Origin of the sequence: Leptolinea tardivitalis (assembly GCF_001050275.1) — a bacterium.
Classification (GTDB): Bacteria; Chloroflexota; Anaerolineae; order Anaerolineales; family Anaerolineaceae; genus Leptolinea; species Leptolinea tardivitalis.
In genome coordinates this window covers 486,621-507,713 of sequence record NZ_BBYA01000008.1, presented here as the reverse complement: position 1 = coordinate 507,713, position 21,093 = coordinate 486,621, and the positions used below count along the sequence as shown (strand labels likewise).

Sequence of the window (21,093 nt, the reverse complement as noted above, 5' to 3'; positions counted from 1 at the left end):
ATGCGTCCAATACAAATTCCCACACGCTTAAGATCCCACTCTATAAAGAAACCCATCGAAATCATTGATCGGAAGCCGGAAGAAAATGCCAATGGGAAATCAGACCTTCAGCCTCTGATAGAGATGCAGGATATTTACAAAGTATATAAGACAAATGCCGGTGAATTTACAGCCTTGAAAGGTGTTTCGGCGCGTTTTTTCCCCGGTCAATTTGTCAGCATAATTGGAAAATCTGGAAGCGGAAAATCTACCCTGTTGAATATGATCACCGGCATCGATCGGCCAACCTCGGGAAAAATCCTGATCGGTGAAACCTATCTACAGGATCTGACAGAGAGTGAGTTTTCAGAATGGCGTGGACGAAACCTGGGAATTGTTTTCCAGTTTTTTCAATTACTGCCCATGTTGACATTGAAAGAAAACACCATCTTACCGATGGATTTTTGTAATATGTACACTCCGCCTGAACGTGATATTCGGGCAGAGGAATTGCTGGATCTGGTTGGCCTTCACGATTTCAAAGACAAACTCCCAGCGGCAGTATCTGGAGGCCAGGAGCAATGTGCAGCCATTGCCCGGGCATTGGCGAATGACCCCCCGATCATTGTTGCCGATGAACCCACGGGAAACCTTGATTCAAAGACAGCTGATCTGGTTTTACAGCTTATCGATAAACTCGTAAAACAAGGAAAAACTGTTCTTGTGGTTACCCACGATGAAGCTGTGGCACAAAGGGCATCTCGAACACTAGTGATTTGTGATGGTGAATTGGTGGATGAAGATATTTCCCGTATTTTGCCGCATATATCACACCGTTCAATGTTACGTTTATCACATGAAGCACTCGAAATCAGGAAGGAACCTGGAGAAAACTTATTTTTCGAATCCAACGAATTACCAGGCCTTCTACTTGTGGTCGATGGTCAGGTTGAAATGCGATCCGACGATGGAAAAAGACAAGCCAGTTATGAAAGTGGTTCTGTGCTGCCAGGAGGTTTTATTAAGAAAAACCTGGAAGCCAGGAGAAACTTCCGAATTAGCAACCGATCATCTGCACGTATGAAATATATCTCTACAGATAATTTACAGAACATCATCACATCATCACGAAGTTTTCAGGATTATATACAAAAATTGGAAGCCGGATTTGATTTCGAACTATCAGGCTCTCGGGAGGTAAAACTCAAAAAATGAGGCCTCGCTGGCAAAAGGTTTTTGCAGATTTGTGGGGAAATAAGACCCGTTCCTTGCTGGTGATTGCTTCCATCGCCGTCGGATTATATGCCGTGGGAATCATCTCCAGTATCAACGAGATAATTAATAAGGATATGGAGATCGGTTATACAGCTGTCAATCCGGCAAATCTGCATATTTTTATTCCCGGATTTACAGATTCACTTATCGACAAAATTCGGGATTTACCAGATGTGGCTGAAGTTGAAGGCCGGCGGTCCATGACCCTGCGTTATAAAAATAAAAACGGTGAGTGGGACAGGCTGGCAATACAGGCTATTCCTGAAATTGATGAGACTGTTATAAATAAAGTAAAGCTGTTACAGGGCAGCTGGCCGCCTGACTATAGGGAAATTTCCATTGATATCAGTAAGCGCAATGACGTAGCCGCAAACCTCGGGGAGATGATTGAAATACAGCTTCCATCTGGAAAAACCCGCGAAGTCAAACTCACAGGGATTGTGCATGATCAAACAATAGGCGCTACCGGAGGAGGCGGCGGCTATTTCATTGCTCCAGTAAATGGATACATCACTGTACATACCCTCGACTGGTTGGAACAGCCGGCTATTTATAATGAAATGCTGATCACGTCAAAAACCGGAAAAAACGATGAAGAGCACTTAAAAGATCTATCAAAAGATGTAAATAAAGAGATTGAGGATTATGGTGGTGTGGTTACATCTACTGTAATTCGTACGACGAAAAGTCACCCCAATTCTATTTATATCGATGCGCTGTCCGGAGTGTTGTTTATTCTGGGTATGTTGGTTGTATTCCTGAGTGGATTCCTGATTACAAATACCTTATCGGCATTAATGAACCAACAAATCAGACAAATTGGAGTGATGAAAACAATCGGCGCTCGGCGTATGTCTATCATCACCATTTACATGGTGTTAATCGCGTTATATGGAGCCATCGCTCTCGCTCTGGCCATTCCAACAGCCAATTGGTCTGCGTATGCACTGGTAAATTTCCTTTCCGGGACCTTGAATTTTGATGTCCAGGGGTACCGGTTGATTGCCCGAACAGTATTCTTACAGGCTGGTATCGCCCTGATTGTTCCGCAGGTAGCCGCCTTTTTCCCAATTTACAGCGGTGCAAAGATAAAAACCGTTCAGGCTATAAGCGGTGGAAGTAATATCGCTTCAGATCATAAAGACGATGCTTTTGATCGATGGATAAATCGCATCCGCGGCATATCTCATCCTATGTTGATATCCCTGCGAAACACATTCCGGCATAAAGGTCGTCTGGCTCTGACTTTGTTCACTCTTACTCTGGGTGGCGCCATTTTTATCGCCACATTTAATGTTCAGGGGGCACTGACCCTTTATATAAAGCGAGTTAGCAAATACTTCATAGCTGATGTCAGCATGACTATGGATCAGTTCTATCGAATCGACCAGGTACAGAAAGATTTGAAGACATTACCTGGGATCGACATCATTGAAGGTTGGACTTACGCACAATGTGAAGTAATGGAGGCCAATGACAAACCGGGTGAACCGGTGGAAATGCTGGGTGTCGATCCCCAAAGCCGGTTGATCACACCTATTTTAATTAAAGGTCGTTGGATAATTCCAGGCGACGAAAATGCCATTGTTTTGAGTGAACGTTTTCTTTCAGCCAAACCCGATCTTAAGGTCGGGGATACGCTTGATCTTCGGGTGAACGGCGTCAAGAGTAAATGGACTGTCGTCGGGTTCTTCCAACTGGCGGGAAAAAGTACCGGTTTCAGGGCATACAGCAATTATGAATACCTTTCTCATTTCATCGGCAGCCCAGATAAAGCCATATCATTCCAAATCAGTTCAAAAACGCCAAATTTAAATATCGAACAACAACGTCAATTTGGCAGTACCATTGAGAAATATATGCGCACCAGAGGTTATAAAGTGGCCAGTGTAAATGCAGGTCTGTTCGCATTAAATTCGAGTACGGAAGGGCTTAATATCCTCACAACCTTTCTTGTATTTATGGCCTTCCTTACAGCCCTTGTCGGCGCAATTGGATTAATGGGTACCATGAGTATGAATGTCATGGACCGAACCCGCGAAATCGGGATCATGCGGGCAATCGGGGCATCGGATCGAACCGTTATGTCCCTGGTGATTGTTGAAGGTCTGCTGATCGGGATTATCAGTTGGATTCTCGGCAGCCTTCTATCATTTCCAATCAGTAACGCCCTTTCTGATATCCTCAGCCGGGCATTGTTTGATGCACCGTCAGTCCTCTCCATTACCCCCACGGGTTTCATTGTCTGGCTTGTGCTTGTAATTATCCTGTCGGTATCTGCCAGCGTTATTCCTGCCCGCAATGCTGCACATCTAACGATCCGAGAAGTGTTAGCGTATGAATAACCTCAAATCACGGATATTTCGGCTAGAATTAATTTGCTCTTCCCTGAAAGAGAACTCATTCAGGAATTGTAAGAAGAAAGAAATGAATCGTATTATCAATGGTTTAGTAATAATTCCAGCAATGGTCTTGTTATCCAGTTGTGCAGTCATCGGAAAATCCCCGGAACCAACCCAGACTGTTTCATCTGCAACAGTTGTTGCCCCTCGTACTCTGACAGAAGCCAGAGTAATTCCCGTACATAATGCAGCATTGAGCTTTTCCGTTCCCGGTATAGTTGATGAAGTCCTCGTTACGGAAGGTCAGTCTGTTAAAGAAGGCGATGTCATCGCACGCTTAAAGGGGATTGATCGGGCAAAAGCCGCCATCACGCAGGCAGAAGTTCTTAAGCTTACTGCCCAGAAAAATCTGGACGACTTTCGAGACAAGACGAATGTATCAAAAGCAGAGGCGGAACTTGTTCTGGCAAAAGCGCAAATAGAATTAAAAAATGCCCGTGATGCTCGAAAAAGCCTCGATTATCAGCAAGTGTCCGGTGCCGCACTGGATGGATTGCGTGCCACATATTACATGGCGCTCTCTGATTTCAAAGAGGCAGAAGATGATTATGAACCATACAAAGATCGCGGAGAAAAAGATATTGAAAGGGCTGAATACCTGGCCAAACTCTCAAATGCCAGGCTGGCTAAAGACAAAGCCCTGTATAACTTGAATAAAGCACTGGAGATGCCTGATCCCGAGAAAATAGCAAAGGCGGATGCGCGGTTGGCACTGGCTGAGGCAGCTCTTAATGACGCACAATCGACGTATGACAAAGTCAAAGACGGCCCTGACGCGTCACAATTATCCATTCTGGAAGCAGCCGTAACCAATGCAGATGCTCAATTAAAATCCGCCCAATCCAGCCTGAACGATCTTGAACTTATTGCCCCATTCTCAGGCACAGTGATCTCAAATGATCTAAAAATTGGAGAAGCTGTCAGTCCAGCGAACACAGTAATGCTGGGAGATGTTTCTGCCTGGCAGGTTGAAACAACAGATCTGGTGGAATTGGATATAGTCAATATCCATCCGGGTGATAAGGCCGTAGTCACTTTTGACGCCATCCCCTCATTGAAAATTTCAGGGGTGGTTAACCGCATCAAGCAAATGGGTGTCGCCAGCAAGGGTGATACCACATACACAGTCACCATTGATCTTGATGAATCTGATCCACGTTTGCTATGGAATATGAAAGCGTTTGTGGCATTTGAAAAATGAAGACAGCATTTTCACGAACCCATCTTCAAAAGAAATATCTGTCAATCGGGATCATCGTCTTGATCTCTGGCTTTGTGTTGCTTGCAGGATGCAATACTTTTACGAAAACCACGCCAACCCCGGCAGTGCCTGTAAAAACTGGTGCAGGTGCAGCGGCTGAAGCAAAAGTCATCCCTATCCGAAGTTCAACGTTAAGTTTTGCTGCTACAGGCAAAATTGAATCCATCCAGGCACCGGAAGGTTCTTTCGTAAAAAAAGGAGATCCCATTGCCCATCTGGAAGGCAGTGAACATGCCCAGGCTGCCATTGCAGCTGCTGAATTGCAGGAAGCTTCGGCAAAAAAAGCGCTGGACGATTTGAAAGAGAAAGCCAAACTGGCCGAAGCTGATGCAGAAATGGCTGTAGCCGTAGCATCACAGGAACTCAAGGACGCTAAGGACCATCGTGAAGACCTGAATTACAAACGGGTAAATCAGTACATGTTGGAAAGTATCCAGGCTCAATTAACCATGGCCGAGCAGGCTGTTGATGATGCTGAAACTGCTTTCAGTTACGTCCAAGACAGGCCTGAAGATGATGCCGACCGAGCCAAAGCATTGATGTATCTATCACAGGCCCGCCTGGCCCGGGATCAGGTGAAACGTAACCTGGAATATGCAGAAGGGCCACCAACGAGCCAGGACATTGCCGAAGCAGATGCCCGAGTATCCAAAGCTCAAGCCGCCCTGGAAGATGCCCAACGAACCTATGAGCGCCGGAAAACTGGCCCGGATCCCAAAGATCTTGCTATAGCCGAAGCCAACGTCAAGAATGCCACAGCACAGGTGGATGCCGCCCGTTCATCTTTGGCTGACCTTGAATTGACCGCTCCTTTTGACGGCCAGATCATTGTGAATAACCTTGCAATCGGAGAATTGGCTTCAGCCGGGCAGGTAATGATTGGAGATATTTCTGCCTGGCAGGTTGAAACCACTGATTTGAAAGAAGTTGACATCGTGGGCATTGAAGCTGGCATGCCTGTTACCATAACGTTTGACGCCATTCCTGGTCTTGAGATGAAAGGAACAGTCAATCGGGTGAAAGGTTATGGAGTGTCAGTGCGAGGAGATAACACATACACAGTTACTATCGATTTACAGGGAACAGATGAACGGTTATTATGGAACATGACAGCCCGAGTGACTTTCCCAGTTACTCGAACCAAATCGGAGACCCCGCTACCATGATCCAGAAATTCAAAATCTTCATTCTCTTTGTTTTACTCTCATCCAGTCTATTCACAACGGCCGGATGTTCGAATCTCTCATTTTCCAAACCGACTGAAACAGCCACATTAAGACCAACCATCCGTCCACCAAAACCTACACGTACTCCAACACCACTACCGACAAAAACTGAACTACCTACCAATACTCCTACAATTACGCCCACTCCAACTCTTCTTCCACCTGTAGACGATTTCTCAAAAGCGCGCTTGTATTCCTTCGGCCCACGGCCGGGCTGGGATTTTGGAATAACAATCCAATTGCCGGATGAAATCAAAGGTGAATACGATGCACTGGTGGATGATCCCCCCAAAAAATTCACCTGCCGTCCACTTGTAGAATATAACCACCCGGAACGATTGTATTGTGTTGGCCGAATTCCGGCAGTAGATGAAAATATCCTGTTCAAGGTTGTAGAACGTTCAACCGGACAGGTCGTCTTCAAAGGATATGTATACAGTCCGCTTCCCTGAAGGCAGGCGTAAAATGCACCAGTCGATTACCATCCCCGCCGGGGATGTTTGGGGTCGTATGGATTGCCATCAGGCATAATGGCATCTTCCAGGTCAGCCCCTGAAAGGTCAGCCCCACGTAAGTTGGCGCCAGCCAGATTTGCCCTTTCAAGGTGGGTATTCTTGAGTATGGCACCTGCCAGATTTGCCTGATAAAAATCAGCATCCATCAACCGTGCTCCTTTCAGGTCCACTTCGCGAAGATCGGCTTTTTTGAGGCTGGCATCCCGCAAGGTGACGGACTGCATATTGCTTTTCACCAGGTCGGTTCCATCCAAATTGGCCCCCTGAAGGATGGCACCTGCCAGATTGGAACCTTTCAATTTCGCTTCCCTGAGGATTCCACCCTTGATATTTGCTTCTTTTAGAATGGTGTATTCTAGAAAGGCACGTTCAAAATTGGCATTCTCCAAATTACTCTTTTGAAGATTCGCCCTCCACAGATAAGCTCCGATTAGACGGGCATTCTTCAGGCAGACTTCAGTCAGGTCGGCATCTTGCAAAATTGCATCATTTAAATTGGCATTGGTCAGATCGGCTTTTACCAGAATTGCACCATGCAAAATGGCACTGCTTAAATCACAATCTACCAGGACCGATTTGGTCAGGTCACGTCCTTTTAAATTTGTCCCTGCAAGGCTGATCCCCTTCATTTGAAGAGGTCCGGGTTGGTTCATAACATTGGTCGCCATTTGTCTATGTTTATGAATCCTTGCTTTTTTATCGATGGATTATGGATCAGTAATTTGCCGGGGAGTCAGCAATTTTTTACAATATAAAAATTGTATAGCAAGTGGTGTTTTCAAAAAAGAGCCGGAAGGCATGATCAAAAGATGATGTCTATCCTCGAAAGTCTCATCAGGTTAAGAACACAAAAATGTGCGCGTTATAGCCCCCTGCCCGGATTTTGCGGATCGTACTCCAAACCATCGGGCATCACAGCACCATCCAATTCCACCCCATCAAGGTTAGCACCAGACAGATTGACATTTTTTAAGTTCGCTCCATTAAAATGCACATCCTTCAGGTTCGCCGAAGATAAATCAGCACCTTCGAGATTTGCATTCACCAGGCGGGCACCCTTCAGATCTGCGTGGTTCAGGTTCGCAGAAATGAGAAAACAACCCCGCAAATTGGCTGCCTGCAGATTTGCGCCCTCCAGGTTGGCTCCTTCCAGGTAGGAGAACTGAAGAATGGATCCCCAGAGATTTGCATTTTTCAGACTCGTCTTCACCAGATTGCAGGTCCGCATTTTGGCAATTTGAAAATCAGCTTCATCCGCGTTGGCACCTTCCAGGTCAGCATTATCAAGATTGGCGCCTTGCATTCTGGCGCGCCACAGGAAGGCATCTTTCATGGATGTGCCGATTAATAATATCTCCACCATATTGGCATTTTGCAGGATGGCTTCCTTCAAGTTAGCCATCATCAGATTGGCATTCCGAAGGTCGGCATCTGTCAGGATCGCCTTGCTCAGGTTCGAACCAGATAATCGGGCATCGTGCAGTACGGCGCCTTTTAAATTTACTCCCTCCAGATTGGCATTTTCAAGGTCTTTTCCAGCCAACTGAGCTGGTTTATTGCTGTTGATGAGGTCAAGAATCTGTTCTTCGGTGAATTCCATGAGAACCTCGACAGGTTGAAAATTTCTACTTCTATTATTTTATCCAGATTCTATCTTGCTAATTGATTTATCTACAAACCACCAGAGTGGTTTTCTGTATGTTGTGTTTTTTATCCAACAATTTCATAGATCTATTTGGCAATAAAAATGATTAAATCTAACCAATTGATTACCTGGAAAATTGGAATAAATATAATGTTTGAACAACTTCTACAGAAAATTTTATTACTTACTAAACAGCAAATTCAAACACTTTTATGCTATTAAAAAATCAAAAACTCTGTGTGGGGCGAGAGGGGGTCGAACCCTCACGATGTCACCATCGACGGATTTTAAGTCCGTTGCGTCTGCCGATTCCGCCATCGCCCCATGACTTGTCTAATTCTACACCATTCGATTCCTTCGTCAAGAGAATCAGCTCTCTTCAATTGGAAAAAAACTCTTGACCCACTTGGCATAACGTGAGCCGAGGTGCACAAGCGGTGAAGCCAGCTCGGCTTCCACTTTTCCCCGGTGAATCACAGCCCGCAATTCATCCGCCGTTTCGAAGGCCGGAACCATGAGACCGGCGCCGCCTATTTCATACAAAGAATGCGAATCTGAGCCCACCGTTCCAGGTTTGCCATGCTCTCCGGCAAATTCCATTGCCTGAAGGTTCCATTCAGGCTTGTAACACCTGGCATTGAACACTTCAACAGCATCCACCAGATCGATTATCGCTAAAAGGTCTTTAATCTGCCATCCGCGATGCGGATCAAAAGGATGCGAAATGCTGATAAATGCTCCCTGGTCACGCAGGCACGCAATTGCCTCTTTTGGTTCAAGATCGCGGGGTACTTCTTTTGTTACAAATGATGCCAGCAATTCGCTGCAGGTTGTCTGTACTTCTTCTCCTACAATAATAAGTTCGGGATCCAATTCTTTGCAGCGCAATGCACCCCGGATGGTATTATGATCAGTCACCACCATGCGGGTAATTCCCCGTTCACGGGCCGTAGCGATCAATTCGGCAGGTTTTACCAGGCTGTCTGGTGAAGCATCGCTATGGCAATGAAAATCAACTTTAATCAGTTCCTCTGTCATTATAAAAATCCCAATGGCAAGATTTCGTTAACGTTAAGTCGTACAGTCAGGTACAGATTATACCGCACCCATTCAACCTCATCACCCAACATGTTAGAATAAAAAGAAAAATTGTAAAATCAACTCTATCAGGAGAGATTTAATGGATTCAGCCAGTAGTAGTACCTTCGCCTTTACCAAAACGGTGAGCGCCGCATTACGAAATCAACGACCTGTTGTGGCTCTGGAATCAACTGTGATCACCCACGGCCTGCCAGAACCGGTCAATCTTGAACTCGCTCAAAGTATGGAAAAAATCGTCTCCGATGGAAATGCCACCCCGGCGACCATTGCGGTTTTAGGCGGCCAGGTGCATGTTGGCCTTGAAGCCGACGAGCTGGAAAATCTTTCAAAATCGCGATCCACTCATAAAATCAGTGCCCGTGATTTTGGTCCAGCAGCCGCGCGAAAATGGGACGGCGGAACGACAGTGGCAGCCACATTAATTGTCTCCCGCAATGCCGGTATCCGTGTATTTGCCACTGGCGGGATTGGTGGTGTTCACCGGGGATCCAATTTTGATATCTCAGCCGACCTGATTGAATTGGGACGCAGTCCAGTCGTCGTGGTTTGTGCCGGTGCCAAATCAATTCTTGACCTTCCTGCAACGCTTGAATTTCTTGAAACTCAGGGTGTACCGGTAGTTGGTTATGGCGTGGATGAATTTCCTGCATTTTATTCCACCTCCAGCGGACTTCGTCTGGAATGCCGGGTGGACACTCCGGAAGAAGTAGCCAATGTAGCCCTAGCCCATTGGCAGACTGGCTTAAAGTCGGCTGTACTGGTGGTCAATCCCCCACCCCCTGCAGATGCGATCCCAACCCAAATCGTGGAAGCCTGGATAACACGGGCAGAAAAAGACGCACACCTGGCCGGAGTTCACGGGAATGCTCTTACACCTTACCTGCTCTCCCGGTTGAGTGAAATTAGTGGAAATGCCACATTAAAAACCAACCTTGCTCTACTGCGCAATAATGCTGAGTTGGCGGCAAAAATAGCCTGTGCGTTGTTTCCAGAAAAACAACAGGTGATTTAATCCGCTGGAATAAATTATCTTGCCGCCCTCTCTAATAAGAAGGGCGGCTTTTTTATGGAATGAGACCGGAAGGAGGTGTTCCGGTATAGGTGACTACCATCACATCCGGAACGGATGTAGAAATACTGGTCGATGATGGCACAGGCGTACCTTTTAATGTAGACATGGCAGTAATTGTCGGCTGACGGGTATCTGTTGGCCGTGTAGTCCGGGTGATTGAAGGAACAGGTGTTGCAGAAGGAATCCGTGTAATGGTCGGCGCAGGAGTCTTTGTGGGTACAGGTGTGCGGGTGGATGTGGGTGCATTTCCCGTCACTGTAAACTTGCCGCCAGTTATGAATTGGCTGCCGAGAAATATTTGAACCTCGTATTGTCCTGGAAGCCATTGGTCACCGGGAAGAAGGCAATCCGTATAACCATATCCACCGGTTCCGCCATCCCATGGTTTCGTTTCATCACAAACGATATCAGAACCCCGGAGCCAGATCGCTGTCCATTGAGAACCGTCTGTCATTTTGTCATATGAAAATGTGCCAAAAATATGATCAATCGGGTTCGCAAATTCAACCAGAGGGTCTACCGGTAAGTTGCCTTCAATTTTCCGGCTGAATTGCAGGCTGCTGAACACAGCATTGGAACTTGGTGTCACCTTGCCAGTAAACCTGGCGGCATACTGTGTTGGGATCACCGGGGTTGGAGAAAACAACGGCGTTGTAGTGATAGTCGGCGTAAAGGTAATCGTAGGTGTAAGGGAAATGGTAGGAGTTAATGTGATGGTTGGTGTTAGAGTAATCGTAGGCGATGGCGGGAACACTCTATAAATTGCCGGCCTTGCATATTGATTCAATGAAAAAGCCACTCCGGCAAGAATAACTGCCAGGCCAATATTGCGCCAACCACGCATGATCATCTCCTGCCTCTTGCGAAAGAACATCAATCGTGAGCCAGACCGAATCGATTGAAGTCCTACAATTATGGCAAGGATGCCTCCAATAACAGATAGGAAGAACAATACCTGTAAAGCTGTTTCAATGTCGAGATGAAGAGAAACGGGCATTCCGTGATCCAACCTTGAAAATGATTTTTGATTATAGCACGTCAAATCCATGTTCAAATTTGTTGAAACCATGGTGTAAAATCTATAGCAGTATGGAGATTCCGGAATGATTCTCGAACCCGGCGCTATTTTAAACAATCGTTACCGCATCATCTCCGTTCTCGGCCAGGGAGGCATGGGAGCTGTATATCGTGCGGTTGATGAACGGCTTGGAAGTCCGGTTGCCGTAAAAGAGAATTTAAACCTGGCCGAAGAATTTGCGCGTCAGTTTAAAAGAGAAGCTGTCACACTGGCCAGTCTCCGCCATCCGGCGTTACCCAGGGTGGCTGATTACTTTGCCTTCCCCAAACAAGGCCAATATCTTGTAATGGATTATATCGAGGGGGAAGATCTTCGCCAGCGAATTGAAAGGGAAGACCATCTCTCAGATCGCGATGTTGTATTGATTGGCGAAGCAGTCTGTGATGCATTGACATATCTACATACCCGTGTTCCACCGGTAATTCATAGGGATATTAAACCGGGGAACATTAAGATCACCCCATCGCAGAAAGTATTTCTCGTTGATTTTGGCCTGGTGAAGCAGGATTTTGGCGATCAGGCAACTACCACCGGTGCCCGGGCAATGACCCCGGGATACTCACCTCCGGAACAATATGGAACAGCCCGTACGGATGCCAGAACCGATATATATTCACTTGCTGCCACATTATATGCAGCTTTAACTGGTTCCATCCCTGAAGATAGTATCACCCGTGCCACTCGCAATGTTCCATTAACCCCGATAACTAGCCTGATGCCAGGTTGCAGCAAACATCTGGCCGCGGTTATTGAAAAAGGTTTGGAACTTAATCCCAATGACCGATACCAGACGGCGGATGAATTTCGGGCAGCTTTGTTGTCCTCACTTGAACTTACATCCAGTTTTCTGGCACCTCCCAGAATCACGGCCCCACCACCAGAAGTAGTGGATAACTTGCCGGTAGATGCAAATCTCGATGAAATTTATTCACGTTCAGAAGACCTGTTCCTTCAAGATTCCCTGTTGCCAATATCTGAAGCCAAACCTGTAAAAACAAAATCACGTGTTCTATTAATTTCGGCGGCTGTTATTTCCATGCTGGTTTTAGGATCGTTTTTTGTCCCCTGGAATAATTTACCCACATTCCTGCATCCAACAGCACAGAACATAACCGCAAAAACAGCTACTCGGGTGAAACCTGCCACGAAAGCATCAACATTAGTTACACAAATGGCGGGAAAACCTGTTGATCATCCAATGGAAGTCACTCCCACTCTCGAGGCGGTGACTATTCCTACCCGGCTGGCAGCAACCATGACCAAAGTGGCAGCTTCCACTGAAATGATTACATTTGGCGGCAGCAGTCAAATCGCATTCGCCTCCGAACGTTCCGGGAATTTTCAAATATGGACAATGAACACAGATGGAACAGGTCAACGCCAGATCACTGGCCTGGCCAATGGTGCCTGTCAACCTGCCTGGTCTCCAGATGGCAGTCAAATTGCATTTATATCTCCATGTAATGGCAGGAAAGATATCTACCCTGGATCGAAGATATATCTGGCTGATTCTGAAGGAAAGAACATGTGGGCACTTCCTGTGCCAATGGCTACAGCAGGTGATTTCTCACCGGCCTGGTCGCCAGATGGCAAAATGATAGCCTTTTCATCTCTTCGGGCAGATAGCAAACCACATATTTTCCTCTTTAATTTCTCTGATTCCTCCATAAAACAGGTTACCAGTGCTGCCTATGGAGATGTTCACCCCTCATGGGCACCAAGTGGACTGCAACTGGCGTTCGTACGTCAATTTCCAAATGCCCAGATCTGGGTGACCGATCTTACCGGAAAACAACAATTCCAATACAGTCCCAGCGGGGCGGTGATAAATCAATGGCCTGTTTGGAATAAAGACGGCACCATTCTGTTTTATTCACAAATGAGTCCCGATGCAGTGGTTCCCTTCCTGGTAGGATTATCGTATGAAGATCGCGGAAAGAACCTGGAATTTAGAATCCCTCCTCTGGGAACCGACGACATTGGCCCGGTTGTAGAACCTGTAATTTCACCCGATGGGAAATGGTTTGTATATGAAAGTTGGCCTGATGGAATAAACCATGATATTTATATGATATCTATTGAGGGCGAAAATCGAAAACGTTTGACAACCGATAAAGACCGGGATTTTGGACCTGTTTGGAAGCCGGCCGGAATTCCTCCCTCATGACATTGCAGATCGGTGAAGTCATTAAAGATCGTTATCGCATTGTACAAATACTCGGCAGCGGCGGTATGGGTATTGTGTACAGGGCAAAAGATGAAAGTCTGGGGATTGATGTTGCCATAAAAGAACCTTTCACGGTTGAAAATACTCAACAGATTTCAAACCAGAATACATCCCTTTTAGCCCAATTACATCATCCGGCCATCCCGAGAGTGACAGATGTATGCGAATTAAAGGATGGCCGACAACTGCTTGTGATGGATTTCATACCGGGTGAAGATTTGAAATCCCGGGTGGAAACCAATGGCCCACTTGCATTAGGTGACGCAGTCAGAATCATTACGACTGTTGGCTCAGCTCTGCAATATCTTCACAACCACCTTCCCCCGATCATTCATCAAGACGTAAAACCTGGAAACATACAATTGACTCCCGGTGGAAAAGCCTTACTGGTCGATTTTGATCTTGCCTTTTCACCTGATGAAAGAAATACACAACCTCCCATATCCGTCCAAGGGTTGACGCCCGGATTTGCCGCCCCAGAACAATACAATCGTATGGTTTGTCAGGCCTCTGATCAATATGCACTCGCTGCAACCCTGTATTTCCTGCTGACAGGTTTGCTCCTTCCTGACGGACTGTCAAGGGCATCAGGCAATAATCAAATCCCGAACCTCTCAAAATATCGAATCCCACTGGATATCCTTACCTGCCTGGAAAAAGCCTTATCCATAAATCCATCTGATCGATATTCAGATATTCAGGCATTTTTAGATTCGCTGAATGCCGTTATTAAGACCGAGCTGGAATTAACTCATACACCTACGCGCAAATTATTTAATAAAAATACGAATCGAAAAAGGACCATGCTTTGGGCGATTGCTTTTTTCTTTACCGGTATAGTCATTCTAGGTGTTGTGAATTTGCGGATAAATTATCAACAGCTTTCACCAACATCTGCACTCATTGTAACGATTACTCCGGGTATCAACCATACTCCAGTTGAATCCACAGCTGTTGCAGCAATGGACACTCCTGATAAAACTCCTGTTACGAACAACACAATCACGCCAAACCACAATACCGAGGTAGAAATAAAGCCGACTCCCCTTGGCGGAGGAACAGGAATATATGCTTTTGTATCAGAAAAGAAAGGTATGCCTCAGATCTTCCTTGGTTCTATTGATGATCGGGAGATCAAACAAATCACCGACATTCCAGAAGGTGCCTGCCAACCAGATTGGTCTCCTGATGGCAAAAGGATAGTTTTTGTTTCACCCTGCCTGCCCAAAGCAAAACTGACCGGAAAACCAGAACCATATTCCGGTTCAGGTCTTTTTATTTTATTGCTTGATGACAATCAGATCATTCCCATCCCATCGCAACCCGGCGGAGATTTTGACCCGGCATGGTCACCTGACGGAGAAAAGATTGCATTTACCTCAATACGCGAAAAGACACCGGGTATTTATATCCATAATTTGGCTGATGAAAGCACTTACTCGGTAACAAATCACAATTATATTAACAGGCAACCTGCCTGGTCACCTGATGGTCAATTCCTTGCGGCAAGCTCAAATCAATTCGGATCCCTTCAAATATGGTTAATGGGGGCAGATGGGGCCAAACGAATAGCATTTTCAGTTCAGAACAATGGATCAGCCTTTTTTGCAGATTGGTCACCTGATGGAAAGAGTATTGTTTACAGTCAAACAAATTCACTTCGTCTGGTTGAAAAAAACATCGATAATCAACCCACGACGGAAAAAATACTTAATAATCGATTGACCTATGCAGCCAATCCAGATATTTCTCCCGATGGAAATTGGATTCTTTTTGATTCAAATATGGGCGGTGTTTATCAGGTATATCGTATTTCGCATACGGGGAGTGGTTCAGAACCCCTCTCCTCAACAGAAGAAAACTCCTATCAACCCGTATGGAAACCAGGTAATAGGAATTAATTATCAAGTAATTGACGGGTATTTTTTCGGCTGCGAGCTCTGAGGAGATTTAAAACCCTGGGGAGAATGGATGTGTATACTTTATACATCGGATAATTAATTGAATAATCCCAGGCACCCAGCGTCCGAATTACATCGCCACCAAAACCTTGTTTGAAACGAAAGACACCGGAGAGCGAATCTGTTCCACCAAACTCATTCGGTGCACCCCACATATCATAGATCTCCCGACCCTGTTCTTTTGCTAGAAGCATACCTTTCCATTGCAGCAAATGGTTGGGCATAAGTTCCCTATGTATGGAAGATGACATCCCATATAGATAATGTGCTTTACGGCCAAAACCAATTACCCAAATAGCCCCGATTATTGTTCCATCCATAACAGCCTTTAAACAAGTCGCCATATGGGCATCTGAAAGAATTGACCAGACTCGATCGTAATACTCCCATGGCCGGATGATAAACCCGTCCCGATCAGCAGTTTCTGCATACATCCGGTAGATAGTCAGCCAATCATTCTCATCAGCTTTTTCTACCTGAACACCACGTTTTTCAGCCAGACGGATGTTGTAGCGTGTTTTCTGATGCATTCGCGCCAGTAATTGATCTTCAGAAGGTGAAAGATCAATTTCAATTGTATTTCTGAATTGAATTTGATCCTGTGAGAATCGCCACCCGTGCGTTGATAGATACTGTTGGACTGCCATGCCCGTCAAATCAGGCCGATCTGATTCTGTACCCGGAATACCCCGGCCTATGGGTAAATCAGGATCAATTTTCAAAAAAATAGCATTCTGGTCTTTTGCTTTTTGGATAAGATCAAACAGGGTTTTCTGATATGAAGATGGATTTGTCCAATCAACCAGCGGACCTCGAGGTACATAAGCGATGGTGAAAGGGAAATGATGGAAGGAACGAATCAACATCATTCCTGCAGATTCGATACTATCGGTATTTCTTGGCCAAGATTCAAAAATAGGCCGCCAGCCAATGGGAGCTTTTATCTTTGCCCATTCCTCTGTCTGCAGGAATGTTGAACCAGGAAGCATTTCAATCAGTTTGTCCCAGTTCATAGAATTCACCCGCCTGCTGAAAGCCCACGGCTGCGCAGCATTTGCCAGCGGATGGTTTTGTATATCAAAGGATGGTAGACATAGTCAAATCCGGAACAAGATCGAGAGATACGTCCACCGAATCCTCTTTTAAACCGGTAAACCCCCCAGAGACCATCAGAACGTTCTTCAAAATGCGCTTCCAGGTCATCTTCTTTGGCATCGGGAATTCCCCAGAGATCATAGAATAAACAATTCTGTGAGGCTGCCCAACGCATGGCTTCAAATTGCAGAAGATAGGTTGGCATTCTTTGTCTTTCTTCATCGCCTGAAGCACCATACAGGTAGTAGGCTCGATCTCCCTGCGCGAATACCATTAACATGGCTACCGGTTGATTGTTATATTCAGCAGATAACAATGCCACCTGATTATTTTTCGCAAAAATCGCATATGCCTGCCGGTAATATTCAATAGAGTGGACACCAAAACCATCGCGGTTGCCAGTTGTCTGCATCAATCTTTCGAAGGCATCAAAATCTTGACTTTGCCGAACAATTATTTCTTTTTTCTCTGCCAGTCGGGTGTTATACCGTGTTTTTTGTTTCATCCGGGCAAGCCAGTCATCGGGGGAACCTTTTAGGTCAACGAGTATTGTCTGCCGGGGTTGGATGGTATCTTCCACAGGAACAAATCCGGCCAATTGTTGCTTTAATTCCGCTTGAAGCGGTTCTTCAGCATCGGGTTCGACTCGAAGAAAGACAGCCTTTTTTTCCCGGCAGAGAGCATGTACCTCAGGCCATAAATCTGCCCAATCGGTCCCAATTGGTCCTTTGGGTATATATGCCAGCGTAAATCCAAGGGGTAATTTCCTGAATAACACTTGAGCGCCACAGTGCTGGTTGGCCACTCGATACGGTTGCCAGCCAAAGTGACTTTTCAGCTCCCCCCACATGGATGTTTGCAAAATGTGGGCATTGTGCTGGTTATTAATAAACTCATCCCACTGCATTTTATTGAGAGTAGCCATCATTCAATTGATATCATTTCAGGCGGTGGTGTGCTTCGAACGGATGCACCGGGAATTATGTCATCAATCATTCCAAGAACTGACTGATAATCGCCCTCTCTCGCTAATCGGATCACCTCGTCAACAGCTTTCTGCAATTTTTCACCGCGCAAATCTTCATTTCCAACTAACTGATAAATATCCGGATGAAGTGTTCGTTCAAAAGTATTTCCACTGTCCCAAAGGTCTTCGCTCAATTTTTCGCCGGGGCGAATACCGGTAAAAACAATTTCAATATCTCGACCAGGCTCCAATCCTGAAAGCCGGATCAAATCTTCTGCCAGGTCAAGGATTCGGACCTGTTCTCCCATATTAAGAACATAAGTCTCCCCACCGCTGCCCATGGCAGCCGCCTGTAATACCAGGTACACAGCTTCCGGGATGGTCATAAAATATCGTTTCATGTCCGGGTGGGTAATGGTGATTGGTCCGCCCCGCGCAATCTGACGTTTGAACAGGGGGACTACACTACCCCGGCTGCCAAGAACATTTCCAAATCGCACAACAGAAAAGTCTTTTCCATATCTCTCAGCAGCATCCAATACCGTCATTTCAGCCAGCCGTTTTGTAGCTCCCATCACATTGGCTGGTCGGATAGCCTTGTCCGTTGAAATCATCACCAATCGTTCAACATCAAATTCCACTGCCGTCATGACCAGATTTCGGGTGCCTTCCACATTATTTGTAACGGCCTCTTCAATATTAGATTCCATTAATGGAACATGCTTGTGGGCAGCCGCATGGAAAACAACCTGGGGCCGGTACATGCTAAAGATTCTCTCCAACCGGTCTTTTTCGCGAATATCGCCTATAACCGCTTTGATGGGTAACGAAGGAAAACGATCTTGAAGTTCCAGATAGGCTTCAAAAATACTATTCTCACCATGTCCGAGTAAGACCAATTCAGCCGGTGCCCAGCGGGCAATTTGTCGGCACAATTCTGAACCGATTGATCCTCCGGCTCCTGTGACCAGAACCACCCGGTTGCTGATGGTTCGTCCAACCTGCTCATCCATAATGCGGGCAGGTTCGCGGCGTAGAAGGTCGGTGATATCAACCTCACGAAGCCGGTTGACATTAACTTTACCCCCTAATAATTCATAGATACCCGGCATCGTTCTGAAATGAACAGCTTTCAACCGGCAAACATCCGTCACTAAACGGATCACTTTGCCGGGAGCGCTCGGTATGGCAATAATGACCTCATCAATACGGCGGTTATCCAATACTTTTGCCAGATCAGTCAACGCACCAATGACGGGGATTCCATATATCTGCTGTTTGAATTTTATCGGATTGTCATCCAGAAAACCGATGGGAATAATATTTAATTGCGGGTTTTTCTGCAATTCCCTCACGACAATTGCGCCGGCATCGCCGGCACCAATGATTAATGCTTTCTTGGTTTTCCCATCGGGCGATGTAGCCATTTGTTGGGAAAAATTTTCAGATAGCAGGCGGATGGTGAATCGCAAGCCGCCTACCAGCATTAGCGAAATCAGCCAATCAATGATCAGAACTGATCGGGGAAAACCGGTGAACATTCCCAGATTGAAAAAACTTACCATTACAACAGAAAGCACAACTGATGCGGTGGATACTGCAGCCACTATCAGTTTTAATTCCTGAACTGATGCATAGATCCACATACGCCGATAAAGGCGGAAATAGTAATAGATCAATGGTTTGATAACCAGGGCAGAACCGATCATCCAGTATGCCGAGGGTAAATAAAAGGTAAATGCAGCCCCCAATTCCAACCGAAGCACGTAACTGCCAAGCACAGAAACAATGACAAGTACTACATCGGCTAACAGTACATATCGGTTTCGAATATTGGGGCGAGATTTCATCATTGTCCTTTTAGCCCAAACACGGCCCCGACAGTCCGCAAAATGATAGTCACATCAAGTAAAAGATTGCGATGTTTGATATAGTACAAATCATATTCCAGTTTGGTAATTGTCTGTTGGATAGTAGAGGCATACCCGTAATTTACCTGCGCCCATCCTGTGATACCTGGAGGTACAAACAACCGGGCCCGGTAGAATGGAATTTCTTTCTGAAGTGTATCAACCAATTCAGGACGCTCTGCTCTGGGTCCCACCAGGCTCATTGTGCCAATAAGAACACTGAAGAATTGGGGAAGCTCATCAAGATGAGATTTTCTAAGAAAACGCCCCACTTTTGTTACCCGGTCATCATTTTCTACGGCCATGCGGGCTTTCCCATCTTTTTCTGCATCTTGACGCATTGTGCGGAATTTTGTGATGCGATACACCTGCCCGTTAACTCCCAGACGATCCTGTGAAAAGAAAATCGGCCGTCCCGTCTCAAGAACAATTGCCAGAGCGATGAATGGAAAACAGAGGGCAAAAAGCAGTAGTCCAATTATGGCGCCGAAAATATCCATCAGACGTTTAGCCAATTGATAAAAACCACCCGCATGCGCCTGATCTACAAATGATCGCAGAATCCAATCTGATTGAAGCAGCATAATAGGAACCCTGCCTAATGTATCTTCGTAGACAATAGGCATAGTCGTGATCTCAACACCTTTTTCTTCTGCTTTTAACAAATTTTGAAAAAGTGTTGGATTCATCTCTCCGCTGATGGCAAAAATCAGGTCCGAGATATTTTCATCTTCCAATATCCTGGGAAGGTCATCACCATTTCCCAGAACGGCAACGTTTTCGATAACAGAACCAATTTTGGCTTGATCATCATCCACAAAACCCACGATATGAAAGGGAAGCGGTTTTACAGCTCTCAATGAATGGACGAGATTTGTTCCAGCCCGGCCTGCTCCAACGATAATTACCCGGCGCATGAATTGCTGCGCAGTAAATATGTTGATATAGAGAAGACGCCATAGAATAGTCAACAACGAGGTAGCAATTATGAAGGCAGCTACTCCGGTTCTTGGCAGTGAATTGGGTGTACTTAGGAAGAAGATTATGAAATATCCAACAAAACTGATCGCTGCAGCAATTCCCACCCCGCGGATCGTTTCATTTATACGGCTGGATCGCCTGTTATCATAAAGTTCAACGATGAGTAACAACCAGCAAAACGGAAGCAGATAGAACCAGTCAGCTGGTCGATCGCGGAAAAATTCCCACGAAAATTTCAACCATTGGTCGCGTTGTGCCCAAAAATACATGGCTATAAACAGACCAATCCATGCAACCAGTAGATCGCCAAAGAACAGTATTAATCGACGTTCTGTTGTTTTTAACCGCCAGCGTAGTGGGCGAAGAGTCTTCGGTATGTTCATTCGAAAATCAGAAAC

At 45.8% G+C, this 21,093-nt stretch carries 16 protein-coding genes and 1 tRNA gene; 8 read left to right on the top strand and 9 right to left on the bottom strand.

From position 1 onward, the window contains the following. The 5 genes from LTAR_RS16845 to LTAR_RS06335 all read left to right on the top strand — a co-directional run bounded on the left by LTAR_RS16845 (position 1) and on the right by LTAR_RS06335 (position 6,595). Positions 1 to 1,194 carry an ABC transporter ATP-binding protein gene (locus LTAR_RS16845; protein ID WP_081419848.1) on the top strand — a complete coding sequence of 398 codons (1,194 nt, stop codon included), beginning with the start codon at positions 1 to 3 and terminating at the stop codon, positions 1,192 to 1,194. Continuing rightward, positions 1,191 to 3,599, top strand: coding sequence for an ABC transporter permease (locus LTAR_RS06350; protein ID WP_062421338.1), 2,409 nt, complete (start codon positions 1,191 to 1,193; stop codon positions 3,597 to 3,599). The genes LTAR_RS16845 and LTAR_RS06350 overlap by 4 nt, the downstream gene beginning before the upstream one ends. An 82-nt stretch (positions 3,600 to 3,681) precedes the next feature. Next, positions 3,682 to 4,857 (top strand): HlyD family secretion protein, encoded by a 1,176-nt coding sequence (locus tag LTAR_RS06345; protein ID WP_062421337.1) that lies wholly within the window; start codon positions 3,682 to 3,684, stop codon positions 4,855 to 4,857. Continuing rightward, entirely contained in the window at positions 4,854 to 6,083 is a 1,230-nt protein-coding gene (locus LTAR_RS06340) for an HlyD family secretion protein (protein WP_062421336.1), read from the top strand. Before LTAR_RS06345 ends, LTAR_RS06340 begins: the two co-directional genes overlap by 4 nt. Further along, positions 6,080 to 6,595: a hypothetical protein gene (locus LTAR_RS06335; protein ID WP_062421335.1), complete on the top strand. Its 516-nt coding sequence runs from the start codon at positions 6,080 to 6,082 to the stop codon at positions 6,593 to 6,595. The genes LTAR_RS06340 and LTAR_RS06335 overlap by 4 nt, the downstream gene beginning before the upstream one ends. Positions 6,596 to 6,621: 26 nt before the next feature. Here the strand turns inward: LTAR_RS06335 and LTAR_RS06330 are convergent, their stop codons facing one another. The 4 genes from LTAR_RS06330 to LTAR_RS06315 all read right to left on the bottom strand — a co-directional run bounded on the left by LTAR_RS06330 (position 6,622) and on the right by LTAR_RS06315 (position 9,341). Beyond that, the gene (locus LTAR_RS06330; protein ID WP_062531908.1) at positions 6,622 to 7,326 is read right to left on the bottom strand and encodes a pentapeptide repeat-containing protein; all 705 of its coding nucleotides are present in this window, start codon (positions 7,324 to 7,326) and stop codon (positions 6,622 to 6,624) included. Positions 7,327 to 7,520: 194 nt separating this feature from the next. Beyond that, positions 7,521 to 8,258: a pentapeptide repeat-containing protein gene (locus LTAR_RS17495; protein WP_062421333.1), complete on the bottom strand. Its 738-nt coding sequence runs from the start codon at positions 8,256 to 8,258 to the stop codon at positions 7,521 to 7,523. Between the two features lie 285 nt (positions 8,259 to 8,543). Next, positions 8,544 to 8,627: transfer RNA gene (locus LTAR_RS06320), tRNA-Leu, on the bottom strand. A gap of 45 nt (positions 8,628 to 8,672) precedes the next feature. Beyond that, positions 8,673 to 9,341 (bottom strand): PHP domain-containing protein, encoded by a 669-nt coding sequence (locus tag LTAR_RS06315; protein WP_062421332.1) that lies wholly within the window; start codon positions 9,339 to 9,341, stop codon positions 8,673 to 8,675. A gap of 142 nt (positions 9,342 to 9,483) precedes the next feature. Between LTAR_RS06315 and LTAR_RS06310 the strand changes: the two genes are divergently transcribed. Then, entirely contained in the window at positions 9,484 to 10,416 is a 933-nt protein-coding gene (locus LTAR_RS06310) for a pseudouridine-5'-phosphate glycosidase (protein ID WP_062421331.1), read from the top strand. A gap of 52 nt (positions 10,417 to 10,468) precedes the next feature. Here the strand turns inward: LTAR_RS06310 and LTAR_RS06305 are convergent, their stop codons facing one another. Beyond that, positions 10,469 to 11,473 carry a hypothetical protein gene (locus tag LTAR_RS06305; protein ID WP_062421330.1) on the bottom strand — a complete coding sequence of 335 codons (1,005 nt, stop codon included), beginning with the start codon at positions 11,471 to 11,473 and terminating at the stop codon, positions 10,469 to 10,471. A gap of 106 nt (positions 11,474 to 11,579) precedes the next feature. Between LTAR_RS06305 and LTAR_RS06300 the strand changes: the two genes are divergently transcribed. Then, complete coding sequence (locus LTAR_RS06300) at positions 11,580 to 13,721, top strand: protein kinase domain-containing protein (RefSeq protein ID WP_062421329.1); 2,142 nt, start codon at positions 11,580 to 11,582, stop codon at positions 13,719 to 13,721. After that, positions 13,718 to 15,682 (top strand): protein kinase domain-containing protein, encoded by a 1,965-nt coding sequence (locus tag LTAR_RS06295; protein WP_062421328.1) that lies wholly within the window; start codon positions 13,718 to 13,720, stop codon positions 15,680 to 15,682. The genes LTAR_RS06300 and LTAR_RS06295 overlap by 4 nt, the downstream gene beginning before the upstream one ends. Here the strand turns inward: LTAR_RS06295 and LTAR_RS06290 are convergent. Genes LTAR_RS06290 through LTAR_RS06275 form a run of 4 tightly spaced genes read right to left on the bottom strand, consistent with a single transcriptional unit; the run spans position 15,679 to position 21,078 of the window. Further along, entirely contained in the window at positions 15,679 to 16,755 is a 1,077-nt protein-coding gene (locus tag LTAR_RS06290) for a lipid II:glycine glycyltransferase FemX (protein ID WP_062421327.1), read from the bottom strand. The genes LTAR_RS06295 and LTAR_RS06290 overlap by 4 nt on opposite strands. A gap of 5 nt (positions 16,756 to 16,760) precedes the next feature. Further along, entirely contained in the window at positions 16,761 to 17,765 is a 1,005-nt protein-coding gene (locus LTAR_RS06285) for a lipid II:glycine glycyltransferase FemX (RefSeq protein ID WP_062421326.1), read from the bottom strand. After that, on the bottom strand, positions 17,762 to 19,657 hold the full coding sequence (locus tag LTAR_RS06280; protein ID WP_062421325.1) for a polysaccharide biosynthesis protein: 1,896 nt from the start codon (positions 19,655 to 19,657) through the stop codon (positions 17,762 to 17,764). The genes LTAR_RS06285 and LTAR_RS06280 overlap by 4 nt, the downstream gene beginning before the upstream one ends. Further along, complete coding sequence (locus LTAR_RS06275) at positions 19,654 to 21,078, bottom strand: sugar transferase (RefSeq protein WP_062421324.1); 1,425 nt, start codon at positions 21,076 to 21,078, stop codon at positions 19,654 to 19,656. The genes LTAR_RS06280 and LTAR_RS06275 overlap by 4 nt, the downstream gene beginning before the upstream one ends. Between the last annotated feature and the right edge of the window lie 15 nt (positions 21,079 to 21,093).